Origin of the sequence: Aeromonas rivuli (assembly GCF_020149575.1) — a bacterium.
In the GTDB taxonomy this organism is placed as follows: Bacteria; Pseudomonadota; Gammaproteobacteria; order Enterobacterales; family Aeromonadaceae; genus Aeromonas; species Aeromonas rivuli.
Window position 1 is genome coordinate 2468087 of the sequence record NZ_CP079742.1, and the last position, 17593, is coordinate 2485679.

At 62.5% G+C, this 17593-nt stretch carries 5 protein-coding genes; 1 reads left to right on the top strand and 4 read right to left on the bottom strand.

From position 1 onward, the window contains the following. Nucleotides 1-28: 28 nt before the first annotated feature. From KYK33_RS11550 to KYK33_RS11560, 3 genes are read right to left on the bottom strand one after another with little or no spacing between them, the layout of a single operon-like run. The gene (locus tag KYK33_RS11550; protein WP_042042134.1) at nucleotides 29-694 is read right to left on the bottom strand and encodes a response regulator; all 666 of its coding nucleotides are present in this window, start codon (nucleotides 692-694) and stop codon (nucleotides 29-31) included. Then, nucleotides 695-2281, bottom strand: a complete 1587-nt coding sequence (locus KYK33_RS11555) for an ATP-binding protein (protein ID WP_224430596.1) — start codon at nucleotides 2279-2281, stop codon at nucleotides 695-697. A 43-nt stretch (nucleotides 2282-2324) separates the two neighbouring features. After that, entirely contained in the window at nucleotides 2325-3545 is a 1221-nt protein-coding gene (locus KYK33_RS11560; RefSeq protein WP_224430597.1) for an ROK family transcriptional regulator, read from the bottom strand. Nucleotides 3546-3718: 173 nt separating this feature from the next. On the opposite strand from KYK33_RS11560, the gene KYK33_RS11565 reads away from it, so the two are divergent. Beyond that, on the top strand, nucleotides 3719-4183 hold the full coding sequence (locus KYK33_RS11565; protein WP_224430598.1) for a YchJ family protein: 465 nt from the start codon (nucleotides 3719-3721) through the stop codon (nucleotides 4181-4183). A gap of 55 nt (nucleotides 4184-4238) precedes the next feature. Here the strand turns inward: KYK33_RS11565 and KYK33_RS11570 are convergent, their stop codons facing one another. Next, nucleotides 4239-17534, bottom strand: coding sequence for a retention module-containing protein (locus KYK33_RS11570; protein WP_224430599.1), 13296 nt, complete (start codon nucleotides 17532-17534; stop codon nucleotides 4239-4241). Between the last annotated feature and the right edge of the window lie 59 nt (nucleotides 17535-17593).

Below are 17593 nucleotides of genomic sequence, written 5' to 3' on the forward strand. Positions count from 1 at the left end.
TTTTTTTCTGCTAGCGATGAGTATGAGATTAGCGGCGACGATAACGGCGCTCGGGTCGCCCGACGGTGCCATATTCGAGCTCGGGGAACGCCAGCTGCTGACCCACCAGAAACTCCAGGTAGCGGCGGGCCGTGGTACGGCTCACCCCCACTCTCGCCCCTATCTCTTCGGCATTGGCCCCCTCGCCGGCCAGGGCGCTCAGGATCCGCTCAAGGGTCAGGGCATCGATGCCCTTGGGCAGGGTCAGCGGGTTGGCACTGCCTGCGCTGCTGCCAAACAGGGCATCCACATCCTGCTGGCTGATATCGGCCAGACTGGCCAGGGCCTGGCTGCTCTGCCGGTATTTCTCCAGAGTGCCCTTGAGCCGCTCGAACACCACGGGTTTCAAGATGAAATCCACCACCCCCAGCCGCATCGCCTCCTGCAAGGTAGCCGCTTCCCGCGCGGCAGTGAGCAGGATGACATCCACTTCGGCCCCCTCCTGGCGCAACTGCTTGAGCAGACCCAGCCCCTCGCCATCGGGCAGCCAGACATCGAGCAGCACCAGATCGGGTTTGAGCACGGCTATCTGTTCGCGGGCATCCGTGAGGGTGAGCGCCAGACCGCACAGGACGAAGCCGGGCAGCCGTTCGACGAAGCGGCGGTGGATCTCGGCGATGGCCGGGTCATCCTCCACTATCAATACCTTGATCATTCACACATCCTTGGGAATGTAACAGACAAAACAACTGCCCTGTTCGGTCGCCTCGATGACGATATCGCCCTTGAGCGCATCCAGGGTCTTGCGCACCAGGGCCAGACCTATGCCATGACCCTGTTCGGCCTTGCTGCTGACGCCGGGTTCAAATAGCCGATCCTGCAGCTCGGGGGCCACACCGCCAGCGCCATCCTCGACCTCCAGAATAAGGTCCTGACCGAGATCCGTCATCGACACCCGAATAGGGGCATAGGGCGCACCATGGCGACGGGTCGCCTCGAAGGCGTTGTCGATGAGGTTGCCAAGCAGGGTCACCAGCTGGGAGCCCGACACCCTGGCGGGAATATCGTGCAGGCGAGAATCCGGCTCGACGATGAGCTCCAGTCCCAGCTCGTGGGCCCGGTGATACTTGCCGAGCAGCAGCCCTGCCACCTTGGGTTTGGCGATCGCCGCCATCAGGAAGCTGAGCAGAGTCTGCTCTGTGCCCGCCTCACGGCCGATGAAGGCGAGCGCCTCCTCATGGGCACCGAGTTCGATAAGCCCGGCGATGGTGCCCAGCTGATTGTTGTGTTCGTGGGTCTGCACCCGCAGCAGGTCGCTGTAAGCCTGCACCTGGCTGAGCTGGGCACTCAGTTCGGCCAGCTCATCCTTGCGCCTGAAACTCGACACGGCCCCGATGAGTTCGCCATCGCGCACCAGCGGCAGACGGTTGACGATCAGATGCTGGCCGTTGAGCCAGATCTCCTCATCATATTGCGGCTTGGGATCATGGATGAGCGACAGCATGCGAGTCTCTGGCAGCAGATCGTTGATGGGGCGGCCTATGGCTCCCCTGGCCTGCTGTTCATCGAGGTGCAACAGCTTGATGCCATTGGGGTTGATGGAGGTGAGTCGCCCCTCGCCATCGATGGTGAGTATCCCCTCGCGCACGGTGCGCAGGGTACAGTCGAGTTCGGCATAGAGGCGCCCTATCTGTTCGGGCTCAAAGCCAAAGATGGCTTTCTTGTAGCGCCGCGCCAGCCAGCCAGCGGCCAGGCTGTTGAGCAACACGATAAGCAGGGTGATAAGGAGGCCAAAGCGCAGGAAACCACGCAAGTCCGCGTCTATGTCACGCACCAGATAACCGACCGAGACCACGCCGATGATCTGGCCCAGCTCATCCCGGATTGGCGTCTTGCCGCGCACCGATACCCCGAGGGATCCCTTGGCATGGGAGACATAGGACTCCCCGTTGACCAGGGCCCGGGTCGGATCGTCCCCCACCATCGGTTTGCCGATCCGATCGCGCTGCGGATGCACCAGCCGCAGGGCATTGCGGTCGCCGATCACGATGAAACTGGCGCCAACATCGACCCGGGTCTTTTCAACCAGCTGATTGAGGCGCGCCGTGTCGGCCCGGCGCACCCCGGTGATCACGGCGGGATCCCGCGCCACCAATTGAGCCACGTCCAGAGCCTGATCGCCGACCTCACGATAACGCTGCTCCGAGACATAGTAATAGCTGGCGGTGCTGAGCAAGATCAGCTGCAACAGACTGATACAACACAGAATAAGAAGGAAGCGTCCCTGCAGTCCCAGTTTCATGAGGGGCGCCCTGCGCCGCGCCCTCTGACCAGCATCCCCGCCATCATGACTCGTTGCCACCGCCCCGCAGCAGATCCAGCAGCAGGCTGCCGTCGCGCAGCGCCTTGTGTACCTGCACCGAGGTCGGCTTGGTGGGATCTTCGTAGAAGTGGGTCGACTCTATCTGCAAGCGCACCAGGTATTCTGAGGGCAACTGACTCGCCAGCGCCTGATGCAGCATGGGGAACAGCAGACGGTCGGCGCGGGTGATCTCGCCACCGAGCAGCAATTTACCCGGGTTGAGCAGGCAGATGAGATTGGAGAGCACCCGGGCGAGGCGGCCTGCGGCCTGATGCAAGATGTCCTGACACAGGCCATTGCCCGCCAGGGCCAGCTCGCACAGCTCACGAATGGTGACACTCTCGGGCAAGTCGGAGTTCGACCCGCCTATCCGCTCGCGCAGCTCACGGTATTGAGCCTCCAGCGCCTGATTGGTGACCAGGGTGCAGGCACAGCCAAAACCACCGCAATAGCAGCGCTGGCCATAGGGTTCGAGTTGCAGGTGGCTGAGATCCCCCAGCATGGCGGATTCGCTCTCCATCAGCTGACCATTGACCACCATGCCCACCCCGATGTCGTTATGGACGAACACCAGCACGGCATCGGCGCAATTTTTGGCCGCCCCCCACTCGCGCTCGGCCTGGATCCAGGTGCGCACATCGCCGCTGACCAGCACGGGCACCGCGAATGCCTGCTGCAGGGTCGGCCCCAGGGGCCAGTTGCGCAGATCATAGAAGGGGAAGTGACGTACCATGCCGGAATGGCGCTCCACCTGACCCGGCAGGCAGAGGGCGATGCAGGCCAGACGCAGGGCCCGCTTGGGCAGGAAGCTCTCTATCGCCTTGATGAGGCTGGCCAGCAGATCCCCCCGCTCGGTTTCGCTGAATTGGTGACGATGGCGCGCCAAAGAGCGGCCCGCCAGATCGAACAGCGCCATGTCCACATAGCCACGGCCCAGACGCATGGAGAGAAACTGGAAGCGACGCTCATTGATGCGCAGCAGGATCTGGCGCCGACCCCGACCGACGGAACTTTCGCCACAGGTCACCACCAGGCCGCCATCGAGCAGCTCCCGGGTGATCTTGGTGATGCTGGCGGGGGAGAGTCCGGTCAGGCGGGAGAGATCGGTGCGTGACAGCTCCTTGTGCTCCTCCAGACTGGCGTAGACCAGCCCATAGTTGAGCTGCCGGATCAAATCGATACTGCCTTTCACGATCTCATTCATAGGGTCTTTTAACGAAACGGCGAACAATGGTTAATTGTTCCATATTCTCGGCCAATCCCCAAACTGCACTGTCAGATCCCCGGCCCCGATCACTGATTATGCTGCGGTACTGGTCTGTGGCCCCCTCGCTTGGCTACAATCCCCGCACATTTGACTCAAAGACGGCCTATGCCATGACCCCTTGCCCTTGCGGTTCCCCCCTCTCCTACCAGACCTGCTGCGCGCCCCTGCATCAGGGCCAATCCGCCGCGAGCTGCGAACAGCTGATGCGCTCGCGCTACAGCGCCTTCGTATTGGGACTGGGTGACTATCTGGTACAGAGCTGGCACCCGGACTTTCTGGGGGGGCTGACTGCCCACGAGCTGAGTCGTATGGATACCCGCTGGGCGGGGCTTGAAATAGTGACCACCCAAGCTGGCACCCCGGATGATGAGGAGGGCCAGGTCGAGTTCAAGGCCTGGTTTATTCAAGGGGGGCAGCGTCACTGTCTCCATGAGCGCTCCCGCTTCACGCGCCTGGCAGGGCGCTGGGTCTATACCGAGGGTGTCCAGTTTCCCCATGACGCGTGCCCTCTGCCCGGACGCAACGATCCCTGCCCCTGTGGCAGTGGCAAGAAACACAAGAAATGCTGTGGCTGATGGGTCTGCCCAATCCCGATAAAGAACAAGGCCGCCCGAGGGCGGCCTTGTTGCATCATGACTGGGCCAGGATGAGGTGCTGGTTATCGATGAGCGAGGTGAGGATCTCGCTCTGACTGCCGCCCCCCATGTCGAGGCTGGAGAGATCCACGCTCTTGACATCGATGGACTGGGTTACCTGACCATCCCCGGCAGGAGAGATATCCAGATGCAAATCACTCACCCCGTTGGCACCCGCCGTCACCGATACCTGGATATGGGAGAGCAGGCTGTTGATGTCATCCCCGCTCACCCCACCCAGCATGTCGCTGAGATCCAGCTTGTCCCCTTGCTGCAGGTTGAAATCGGTGATGGTATCGACCGCTGGCTGACTGGCTGATCCCGCATCCGGCAAGGTCCAGGCGAAGGTATCGCTGCCCAGCCCCCCGGTGAGAATGTCACTGCCTGCGCCGCCATAGAGGATGTCATCCCCCAGGCCACCGATCAGATGGTCATCACTGCCGCTGCCATGGAGCTCATTGCCCGCCACCGTATGGACTTCCAGAATATCCGGGGTTGAGCTGATGATGCTCCCCCCGGCGCTGGACTCGGCCTGCACGGCGATACTGTGGTCACCCACACCAAAGCCATCCAGGAACAGCGGCAAGCTGTTATCCCCGGGCAGCAGCCAGTCGCCATTGCCCAGATCCTGCCCCACCTGCTGGCCATGCTGATCCAGGACCTGGGCGCCATCCAGACCACTCAACCGGATGCTCAGCTCACCCGGCTCGGGGTTGGCGACCCAGGCACTCAGGCTGAGCGGAACCCAACCCCCCACCAGGGCCGTCACCCCATGCGTGTCGAGCTGCAAATTGGGCATATCGGCCTGGGCGGCCACGTTGATACCGAGCTGGCCGCTCTCTTCCAGGGCGCCACCGGAGCCCGTGTTACCGAGATCCGAGATAACCAGACTCAGGTTGTCGTCCCCCCAGTAGTCAGGACTCGGTTGATAGTGGACGGCGCCAGCCAGGAAGGCGTTGAGGGCATCCTGAGCCCCGGTCAGGATCAGGGTATTGCTGTTGCTACCCAGCACAGTGACCCCGGCCCCGGCCGCCGCGACCAGCAGGCCATGCTCGACCTTGAGGGTCAGCTGCATGGGCGCGGTGCCCGCATCGACATCCTTGACGCTGATGCCGCCGAGGATGATGTCGCCATCTTCATCCACGCTAACACCGCTGCCAGGCAGGGTCAGCTCGGGTGCGTCATTGGCCGGCTGCACGGCGATGTCCAGGGTGCTGCTGACATCCTGCCCGCCACCGCTGCCGGTGTTGCCCAGATCGTTGGTCACCATCATCAGCTGATCGGTGCCAGTGAAGTTGGCGTCCCCCAGATAGTTGATGCCACTGCTTAGCAGGGCATTGATCGCATCCTGGGAGCCCAGCAGCGTCAGGTTGCCGCTGCCATCCCCCGTCACGGTGACCCCTGTGCCATCAACCACGGTCAGGCTGCCGTTGCCCACGCTCAGGCTAACCCGGATATCAGCGCCAGCGGCGTCCAGGTCCTGCACCTGCAAGCCCTGGATCAGGTGGACGCTATCCTCCTCTGCCACCTGGGCCGGTGGCAGGATATTGACAGGATCATCGTTGATCGGCTGTATCTCGATGGGCAGTACATCGGTATCACTCAGGGCGCCGCCACTGCCGGTATTGCCAAGGTCATTGGTGACCATGGTCAAGGCGTCACTGCCATTGAAGTTGCTATTGCCCAGGTAGTCGATGCCGCCACTGAGCAAGGCATTGATCTGCGCCAGGGTGCCGCTGAGCAACAGGGAACCGCTGCCGTCGCCGGTCACCGTCACTCCAGCGGCATTGAGCACAGTCAGGGAGCCGTGAGTCACCGACAGACGCACCTCTATGTTGCCACTGCCTGCGTCCACATCCTTGACCTGTAAACCCTGGATGGTGAAGGGCTTGTCCTCTTGGGCCACCTGAGGATCCACGGGCAGCACGTTGATGGGGGCATCGTTGACCGCATCCACCACCACCTGAATGGTGCCGTTGACCTCGGGGCCGAGGGCGCCGTTGTCCAGGCTCTGGGCCGTCACCTTGAGATCCAGGGTGCCATTGGCATCGTTGGTCACCAGCTCCACGGCAGCCAGCTTGCCGCCCGTCGTGGTCACTTGCCAGACGCCTCCGCCCAGATCCACGACGCTACCATTCACACCATTTGGCAGACGGATCTCGGCGCCATCGGGTACCCCTGCTATGGTGACCCGCACCTGCTCCGGGCCGTTCTCGTGAACGTTGCTGGCGCTGCCGCCGGTGGCCTGGGTGTCCTTGGTCTCCAGTCCCAGGTTGAGGGTGACCACGTCCCCCTCGGTGCCGCTCGCCTTGTCCTGAATGTCGGCGATGATGACATCCCCCACCGGCTTGACGGTGACGGTGAAGCTGTCGCTGGTCTCGAGGGGGATGGTGATCCCCTTGTCAAGGGTGAAGGCGCTCAGGGTGAGCTCCAGGTTGCCGCTGAAGTTGGCGGGCGGGATCAGGGTCAGCTTGGAGAAGTCTGTGCCCACAGGCACCTGCCATACGCCACCGCCGTTGTTGACCGCCGGTGCCGACAGGGTGAAGCCATCCGGCACCCCCTTGATCTGCAGCGCCACTATCTGTTCGGAGCCATCATTGTCGACCAGGGTCGCGCCTAGCCCGCCGAGGCTGACGCTGCCATCCTCGTTGCCACTCACATCCTTCACCGTGAGCTGGGCCGGATCATTGACCGGCAGCACCTCGAAGCTCGCATTGCCGCTCCAGCTGGCCCTGTCCGTCCCCGTGGTGGCACTGTCCAGAATGTCGACCTTGATGCCCAGGGGTACCTGACCGCTGAAGTGCTCCTTGGGTACGAACACCAGATCCTTGAGATCATCGGGATCCGTCACCACCAGGGTATTGACCGGCTGGCCGTTGCCATCGAGGAAGTGGCCGTACTTGGCATCGACGGTCAGGGTTACCCGCTCCACCGTCTCCAGGCCGCCGTTGGCCACTGTGGGGTTGATGTCCGCGAGTTTGACCGAGAGATCGAGGTGGATCTGGGTGTCTTCCAGGTTGCTCGGCTGACCGTTCACCTCCTTCACCTGCAGGTGCAGCTCGGGCTGGCCATCCGCGCCGCCCTTGATGTCCACCTCGGGGGTGATGGAGAGGGAAACGACCTTCTCCACCGTCTTGGTGTCGCCGCTCACGGTGTCGGTATTGACCAGACGCACGTTGAAGCTCAGGTCGCTGCCAGCGTAATCCTCCGGCAGGGTCAGGGTCAGCTTGTCGAGGTCACTGAGGCCACCCGGCAGCTTGATAAGGTACTCGCCGTTGACGAAGTCGAAGGTGAGCCCCTGCACGCTCACGCCGGGAGGCAGGCCGGTGAGGACTATGCTGAGCTCGTCATCACCGATGTTTGCCGTCCCCAGGGTCACCATGCTCTTGAGCTGGGTGCCAAAATTGACGCCGTGATCCTCCACCCCTGTGATGGGCTGGCTGTTGTCGAGATCGACGCCGGCCGCAAGCTGGCCAGAGTGGGTTGCACCTTTGAACTCGGCGCTGGCGGTGATCTCCCGATAAGCCGGTGCGCTGACATCCCCTTCGTTGTTATCGCCAAGATCGATCACCTTGGCGCTGACCTTGAAGGTGGCAGTGCCGGTGAAACCATCCGGTGAACGCAGGGAGAAGCTCCCGAGGGCGCTGTTAGGCACTGTCCAGTTGCCCTTGCCGTCGTTGATCCCGCCCACCACCACGAAGCCCGGCGGCAGATCGCTGATCACCAGATAATCGATGGTTTCGACGCTGCTCGGATCCAGATCCTCGAATACAAAGACATCTTTGAGCGGAATGTCATGACCATCCGGGCTGACCAGATCCCCACCCTGCTGCACCAGGTTGCCATCGGGTTCGACCACCGCCTGGATATCCACGTGCAGATTGCCGTCTATCACCTTCTGGGCTGTGACGCTGGAGTCCACATCGACCTGCGTCACCGTGACATGACTCTGGATGGTGGTGTCCCTGTCGCTGTCTTGTGGCGCCTTCACCAGCAGCTGACCGCCGCCGAGCAGGCTCTTCAGATCCGCGTCACTCAACTCCACCTTGCCGCCCGTCACGTTAAGCTGGGTCTCGACCCCGCCCACCCGGATCCAGATCTCGTAACCCGGCTCTATGCCGGATAGGCTGAGGTGAGTCACCTTTTCGGCGCTGTCGGTCAGGTCCGGCTGCCAGTCGAGCACGGCGAACTGATCCTCCAGACCATGGCTGGTCTTGGCATAGTCACCGGCATCGATCGCAGGCTCTACCTTGATGGTGAGCGGTACGTCGAAACGCTGGTGATCCCCGTCGTTCTCGGTCACCACCACGTGGGCGATGAGGTGGATGTCGGCGGTGCTGTTGGGGGGCGGCTGGATCTGCAGGTTGCCCAGACTAGAAACGTCGACCTGATAGGTCGGCTTGCCCTGAGCGTCGAGCCCGGCAAAGGTCAGGGTGAGCTCCTTGCCATTGCCATCGAACACCTTGGCCCCTTCCGGCAAGCCTTCCAGCACCAGGTTGAGGGATTCGGAGCCATCGCCCGTCGTCTCCCCCGACGCCAGTTTGAAGTCCAGCGGCGCCTTGCCATCTTCCCCTATGGTGATGGTGTAACCGTCATTGCTGTCCTGGGTCCAGCCGGTGCTGTCCAGATTAAAATGAGGCTCATCCACCACCCCCACCAGATCCACATGCAGGCCCTGGCTGCCGGTCACCTTCTCGTTGACCACTGTCTGGGTCTGACCATTGGCATCGGTCAGGGTGGCGGTGTCTTTTACCACACCCTGGATGTTGAGATCGAAGTCGAGGTTGCTGTCCTTCGGCGGCTCGAGCTTGAGCTCGCCGATGCGGTCATAGGGCACTTCGTAATAACCGTTCGCATCCAGGGTGACCGCCACGCCGCCGAGCCAGAGGGTGGCACCGGCGGGCAGGCCGCTGATGCGCACGAACATACTCTCGGAGCCATCTGCGCTATCCCCCAGATGGGCGAGCACTATCTTGCTGCCCAGATCCAGCAGGCTGTCTTCCTTGCCCTGGATGTCACGAATGGTCAGTTTAGCGTCATCCGCCTGCGGGTTGACGTTGATAACCAGTTCGATGGGATCCCCAAGGGCAGTCTCCTGCCCGGTGACTACGGGGGTTTTCTCGGTGCTGACCGGGGTCACGACCAGCTTGATGTCACCGCTGTAGTCCTTGCCGGGCACCACGATGATCTTGTTGATCTCCCCCGCAGAGACGGTCACCAGGCCGTTTGCGTCGGGTGTGAGCACTTTGCCGTTCAGGGTCAGGCTGCCTTCGCCTGACGCCCACTTGATCTGGTAGCTCAGGGTCTCGGAGCCATCGGTGTCGGTGAGGCTGGCCTGCACGTTGAGGGCGATGCCGGTGCTGTCCTCATTGGTGCTGTAGTGCTTATTCGTGCTGCCGTCATCCCAGAGCGGCTTGTCGGCAATGCCCTGCACAGTGATGGCCAGGTTGCCGGTCAGCACGGGGGGCTTGCTGCCTTCTGTGACGCCGACCTGCAACTGCACCGGGAAGGACAACGGCTTGCCGCCATCGCTCTGGCTCGAGTAGTCGTGATCGGGCACAAAGGTCACGCCCTTGAGTTCGAACTTGTCGTTGGTACCGACAACGGCTTGCATCGCCGCGGGTGGCACCTGATACCAGGTCTTGCCACCTTGGGTGAGGGTGGTCAGCGCCACACCGTTGAAATAGAAGGTGCCATGGGCATTGGCCGGGGCCTGGATCAGCAACTGCTCCACATGCTCGCCCCGATCGAAGTCGCCTATGTCCAGGTTCATGGTGATGGGGATGCCCTGACTTGGATCTGTCGCGCCAGCATCCTCTTGCCCCGGCACGGCTTCGACCACGAGTTTGCCCGCCTCATCCCTGATGGTCAGGGTCAGCACCCCATCATCGGTATCCCCATCCCCGTCCACCAGGTGGAAGTCGACCTTCTGCACCAGGGTGTTGTTGCTGTGATCGATATCCGCCCGGGCGGTGAAGCTGTAATTCCCCTCGGCGTTGATCACCAGGGTGCCTATGGTCTGCCCAGTGCTGTCTGTGACCGCAATGGTGGTGTTGCCGCTGGCGGAAATGGAGTGTTCGACCCCGTTGATGGTGACCGATTTTATCACCGCATCGTCGGCTCCCTCGCTGGCGGTAGCCAGCAGATCGCCGCTCACTTTCTCCCCCTGGTTCTGGGGCTTGTCGGCATCCACCGCGACGGGCACATCGTCCCGCACGCTGACGTGACCTATCACCTCGCCGCTGAGATCCCCATCGCTGTCCAGGGCCTGCAACGGCAGCTGAATATCGAGCAGATCATCGCCCTGAGCACTGTGATCCAGATTGCCGGTCAGCTCGAAGGTATAACTGCCGGAGACATCCAGGGTCAGCTTGAAGATGAGCTTGCCGCCGCTGTCCTTGCCCAGATAGACACCCGGCTGGCTGTCGGCGCTGATGCTGACGGCCTTGCCCCCGGAGCCGAGCTGGTTGAGGGCGTTGAAGCGGGCCACATCCAGTTGCAGGGCGGCCACCCGATCGCTCCCGGCGGCGATCACCACCTGACCGACAGCCATCTCCCCTGTACCCGCAGGGCTGGTGCCCCCGTGCTGGCCAGTGCCGCCATTGAGATCCGACTCATTGACGGTGACACTCCCGATAGAGCTGATCACGGGGTCGGCCGCATCGGTGATCACTGCTGTTGTATTGCCGTTGATCACAGAGCCATCGCTGTCGGTCACCTGGACCGGCAGGGTCAGGTTCAGCTTGTCGTCGGCGCCGTGATCCAGGTTGCTGTGCACAGTGACCTGGTAATCCAGGGTCGCCGAGCTGTGGGCCGCTATGCTGCCCGGCACGCTCGGCAGGGTCACGCTCAGCACCAGGGTGCCGCTCGCAGTCATCCCCTGGAAGCTGTGGCCGTTGCTGCCCGGCACCTCCTGCCAGGTCAGGGTCTCACCGTTGTGGGTGATGGCCTTGCCGCTGGCGTCCACGACCTGACCGGAGAGGGTCAGGCGCACGTCCACCACGGGATCAGAATCCGCCTTGATGGTCAGGGTGCCACTGGCCTGCTGGTCGTCACCGGTCTGATTGTTCGCAGCCCCATCGAAACGCCCTTCGGTCAGGGTCACCCCGGTCAGGGTCAGCACTGGCTTGTCCCCTTCCGCAATGCTGATGTTGAGGGTGCCCGAGGTGGTGTCGTTGTTGCCTGATCCCTTGTCGCTGTCGACGACGTTGACCTTGAACGGCAGCTCGGTGCTGCCGCCATTGGTCTGGTGTACCCCCTCAAACAGGGTCACCTTGTAGTCAAAACCGTTGCTGGCGGCGTTGTCGAGCTTGCCGCTGATTTCGACCTGCAGCACCTCGACCCGCACCCCGTTCACTTCCACATAGCCCTTGAGGATCTGGTTGCCCGGGATGCCGGCATCGCCGTCCACCAGTTCGTATTTCACGCTCTGGCCCAGGGCGGTCAGGGCCGGCTGCTCGGCGATGTCGGCGAACGACACCTCGTTCACCCGATCCGAGCCTGCATCGATCTGGAACTGGCCCGTGCCGGTCAGGGGGTTGCTGCCATCGAGGTTGCCCTCGTCCAGGCTCACCCCGCTGCCCGCCACGAAGCCAGGCGCATTGCCGTCCTTGATGGTCAGCGGCAACTGGGTGGAGACCCTGTCCCCATCCTTGTCCGTGAGGGTGATGGCAAGAGGCAGGTCGAGGGACTCGCTGCCCTGGTGATCCAGCTCACCACTCAGGGTCACCTTGGTGGTGACGCTCCAGTTGCCGTTGTTGTCCACGAGATCCAGCTCGGCGCGCAGCACCTCGCGGCCGTCCGCGCTGGTGCCTACCAGATCCCCATTGGCATCCAGGATGAAGGTAACCGGGCTGCCGTGGCTGCTGAACTTGCCATCCAGGCTGCCTTGAATGGCCGCAATATCGAACTTGAGACTGTCGGGCGCCAAGGCATCAGCACCGTGGCTCACGGTGAAGCTCATATTGCCCACCACGGCGGCGTCGCCCTGGTTGGCCTCGGTCAGGCTGGTGCCGGTCACGGCGCTGATCACCGGGTTGGCCCCATCGCCGATAGCGACGCTTAAAGAAGAGGAGACGGTGTCCCCATCACTGTCTGTGAGGGTGAAGCCCGCCTTGAGCAGGCTATCCGCACTGCCCTGATCCAGCGGCTGGTTCAGGGTGAAGACGTAGTGTCCTTTCTGATCAAGCGTGAGGGTAAAGACGTTCTGGCCGTTGACGGCGCCGCTGATGCTGTTGCCGCTGATGGTGATGGCAACGGGCGAACCGCCGCTGGTGAGCCCCTGCAGGCCCGGCTGGCTGGCATCGAAACTGATGTTGGCAAGGGGATCGCTGCCGGCGGTGATGTTCAGATCCCCGGAGAGGGTCTGGGCCGCGCTCCAGTTGCTGTCCTCCACCAGAGTCAGGGAGACGGGGTCGACCTGGGGCAAGGCGCCGTCGGTGATCTGGATATTGAGGGTGCCGAGATTGCTCTGGTCGCCGTCAAAGTCGGTGCCTTGCACCTGCAGCCCCAGATTGACACTGTTGGTACCCACAGGTTGATCCAGCACGCCATCGAGCGTCACATGGTACTTGCCGTCCAGATCCAGGGTCACGGTCAAGACGGTCTTGCCCCCCGCATCCAGCAGGGTGATGACATTGCCGTTGACCTGATAGCTGGTCGGCTTGCCGCCGCTGGTGAGACCATCCAGGGCCGGCTGATTGGCCTCGAAGTTCAGGGACACCAGGCGATCGCTGCCCACATTGACCGGCAGCTGACCATCCAGGATCTGACCGGCGGCCCCTTCCTGCAGGCTGATGCCGGTGTCGATGCCAAGGCTGGGGTCGGCCGCATCGGTGATCACTGCTGTTGTATTACCGGTGCTCACAGAGCCATCGCTGTCGGTCACCTGCACCGGCAGGGTCAGGTTCAGCTTGTCGTCGGCGCCGTGATCCAGGTTGGTGTGCACAGTGACCTGGTAATCCAGGGTCGCCGAGCTGTGGGCCGCTATGCTGCCCGGCACGCTCGGCAGGGTCACGCTCAGCACCAGGGTGCCGCTCGCGGTCACCCCCTGGAAGCTGTGACCGTTGCTGCCTGGCACCTCCTGCCAGGTCAGGGTCTCGCCGTTGTGGGTGATGGCTTTGCCGCTGGCATCCACGACCTGACCGGAGAGGGTCAGGCGCACATCCACCACGGGATCCGAGTCCGCCTTGATGGTCAAGGTGCCGGTGGCCTGCTGGTCGTCACCGGTCTGGTTGCTCGCGGCCCCATCGAAGCGCCCCTCGGCCAGGGTCACCCCGGTGAGGCTGAGGGTCGGCTTGTCCCCTTCCGCAACACTGATGTTGAGGGTGCCCGAGGTGGTGTCGTTGTTGCCTGATCCCTTGTCGCTGTCGACGACGTTGACCTTGAACGGCAGCTCGGTGCTGCCGCCATTGCTCTGATGTACCCCCTCGAACAGGGTCACCTTGTAGTCAAAACCGTTGCTGGCGGCGTTGTCGAGCTTGCCGCCGATTTCCACCTGCAGCACCTCGACCCGCACCCCGTTCACTTCCACATAGCCCTTGAGGATCTGGTTGCCCGGGATGCCGGCATCGCCGTCCACCAGTTCGTATTTCACGCTCTGGCCCAGAGCGGTCAGGGCCGGTTGCTCCGCGATATCGGCGAACGACACCTCGCTCACCCGATCCGAGCCCGCATCAATCTGGAACTGGCCCGTGCCGGTCAGGGGTGTACTGCCATCGAGGTTGCCCTCGTCCAGGCTCACCCCGCTGCCCGCCACGAAACCGGGGGCATTGCCGTCCTTGATGGTCAGCGGCAACTGGGTGGAGACCCTGTCCCCATCCTTGTCCGTGAGAGTGATGGCAAGAGGCAGGTCGAGGGACTCGCTGCCCTGGTGATCCAGCTCACCGCTTAAGACAACCTTGCTGGTGACGCTCCAGTTGCCGTTGTTGTCCACCAAGTCCAGCTCGGCGCGCAGCACCTCGCGGCCGTCCGCGCTGGTGCCCACCAGATCCCCATTGGCATCCAGGGTGAAGGTAACCGGGCTGCCGTGGCTGCTGTATTTGCCATCCAGACTGCTCTGGATCGCCGCGATATCGAACCTGAGGCTGCTCTGATCGAGGGCATCCGAGCCGTGGCTCACGGTGAAGCTCATATTGCCCACCACGGCGGCGTCGCCCTGGTTGGCCTCGGTCAGGCTGGTGCCGGTCACGGCGCTGATCACCGGATTTGCCCCATCGCCGATGGCGACGCTTAAAGAAGAGGAGACTTTGTCCCCATCACTGTCTGTGAGGGTGAAGCCCGCCTTGATCAGGCTCTCCGCACTGCCCTGATCCAGCGGCTGGTTCAGGGTGAAGACGTAGTGACCTCTCTGATCAAGCGTGAGGGTGAAGACATTCTGGCCGTTGACGGCGCCGCTGATGCTGTTGCCGCTGATGGTGATGACAACGGGCTGGCCGCCGCTGGTGAGCCCCTGCAGGCCCGGCTGGCTGGCATCGAAACTGATGTTGGCAAGGGGATCGCTGCCGGTGGTGATGTTGAGATCCCCGGAGAGGGTCTGGGCCGCGCTCCAGTTGCTGTCCTCCACCAGAGTCAGGGAGATGGGGTCGACCTGGGGCAAGACGCCGTCGGTGATCTGGATATTGAGGGTGCCGAGGTTGCTCTGGTCGCCGTCAAAGTCGCTGCCCACTACCTGCAGCCCCAGATTGACGCTGTTGGTGCCCACAGGTTGATCCAGCACGCCGTCGAGCGTCACATGGTACTTGCCATCCAGATCCAGGGTCACTGTCAAGACTGTCTTGCCGCCCGCATCCAGCAGGGTGATGACATTGCCGTTGACCTGATAGCTGGTCGGCTTGCCGCCGCTGGTGAGACCATCCAGGGCCGGCTGGTTCCCCTCGAAGTTGAGGGACACCAGGCGGTCACTGCCGACATTGACCGGCAGTTGGCCATCCAGGGTCTGGCCAGAGGCCCCTTCCTGCAGGCTGATGCCAGTGTCGATGCCAAGGCTGGGATCCATGCCGTCATTGATGGCGATCTGCAAGTCGGCCGCTGACGTCCCATCGCCATCAATCTCGACGGCACCGACCTTCAGCCCCAGGATCAGGGCATCCGAGCCCTGGTGATCGAGTGGCCCCGTCAGACTGACGTTGACCTCTCCTTTGACGTCATCGCCGTTCTGGGTGGCGCTGAGCTTGGCCTGAAGCACCTCGACCCGCTGGCCATTGCCATCCAGGTAATAGCCACTCAGGGTCAAATCATCAACGAATTCAAAGGTCAGCGGATGACCGTCGCTGCTGTACTGGCCTTGCAGCGCCGCCAGGATGCTGCTCTGTTCCACGAAGCCCAGGGTGTCGGCGATGATGGGATCCGCGCTGTGCTTGACCTCAAACTGAGCCACTCCCACCACGGCGCTGGCATCCTGGAAGGCATCTTCGGTCAGGGTAATGCCGGGTATCTGGAAATCGGGGGGGGTGCTATCGAGCAGTTCAATGCGCAGCGGCGCCTCGACCAGATCCCCATCGCTATCGCGATACTCCAGCCCAAAGGGCAGCACCAGCTTGTCTTGGCCATGATCCAGACTCTGCTGCCAGGTCAGGGTATAGGTACCGTTGTTGTTGACCGTCAGGGTGAATACCGGCTGGCCGTTGGCACTGGCCACCAGCTGCTGGCCACTCTGGCTATAGGTCAGGGGAGCACCATGGCTGGTGAGGCCCAGACTTCCGAGGGCAGACTGATCCGCCGCCAGTGTCACCTTGAGGTCGCCATCGCTCCCCGAGCCTGTGTTGAGCTGGCCGGTTTGGCTGATGGGTCCATTGGCGAGATCGGCTTCCGATAGCACCAGGGTTTCACTCTGACCGATCAGAGGCACCCCATCGCTCACCTGATTGCCTGCCAAGTCCGTCACATTGGCCTTGATGGTGATGGGTCCCTTGAAGCCGGACAGATCCAGACCATCAATCTGCCAGCGGCCATCGGCCCCGACCGTCCCCTGCACATTGAGCACCGGCTGACCGGCGCCGCTCAGGCTGATAAACACGGTCTGACCCGGTTCAACCTGCGTCACTGTGCCGCTCAGGGTTGCGTTATTGCTACCCCAGAGCCGACCGGCATCCAGATCGTCGATGTCGATGCCGGCCTGGGTGTCGACGGTGACCGTCAGGGTATCGCTCGCCTTGTTGCCGGCGATATCGACCGAATCAACCTTGAAGTCATAACGGCCATCGGCCAGGGTCTGGGGAATGGGGAACTGCCAGTTGCCGGCACCATCGACGGTGAGCACCGCCAGCACCTGACCGCCCAAGGTCAGCGTGACGGTGGCACCGGGCTCCCCCTTGCCTTGCAGGAGCGGCGTGGTGTCACGGGTCAAGTCGTCCATCTGGCTGGCCCCCGAGTCGCTCTCATCGGCCAAGTCGAGGGTGATGGTGGTAATGGTATCGAGCAGGGTCAGGCCATCATCGACCGCCTCGTTACCGAACAGATCGACGGTGTGGGCATGAATGGTGAGCGGGCCATCGACCAGCTTGCCGGTCACGTCGCCAAAATCGGCCTCCCACAGATTGCCGGGCAGCACCACTGTGGTCACCGTCAGGCTGTTGCCTGCGCTGTCGGTCAGGGTAACGGTGACGGGTTGCCCCACCTCCACGTCTTCAACCTGGCCGCGAATGATGAGCCCTGTCACCTCCTCGGCATTGATGATGTTGTCGCGGGTCTGGGGTTCAAAGACGGTGATGGCGGCAAAGGTATCGATATAGTCGCCAGCCAGGGGGCCCCGGGGCTGATCGAGGGCAGCCCGGTGATCGGTATCAAACCCGGCATCGGCCAGGGTGGCATCATTGGTACGGTCTACCACGATAAAACCAGCGGCGCTCGAACCGGCGCCCGCCACGCCGCCCCCAGCCGTTGCGGCAGGGCCTGCGGCGGTTTCGGCAAAGACGGCGGTCGGGTCGGCACCGGCGCGGATGGCTTGTTGCAGCGCCTCGAGATCCACATTGGTCGGCTCTTTTTCAGGCTGACCATTGAGGGTCAGGGTATGCTGGCTCGATACCCAGTTGCCCTGCTCATCGCTGCAGGTGGCGCAATCTGGACCAATATCGACAGCTTGGCCATCAACGCCTATTACGGCCTGGCCATTGCGGCCGGTGAGCATGACCTGACCCGCGGCGATTTGCCCCTCGGGCGGCATCTGGGAGACAGTGCCATCCTGGTCGATAATGAACACCTCTCCTTGAACCTGTTTGACCTGCGTCGGAGTATCCACTCGATTACCTTCCATACTGTCCCCTTGCTGCTCATCACTTCTGTAAAGTTTCATATGGAAACTCATGCCGATATACTAGCCAACCCGGCAGGGCTTCTCATCAATACGCACAT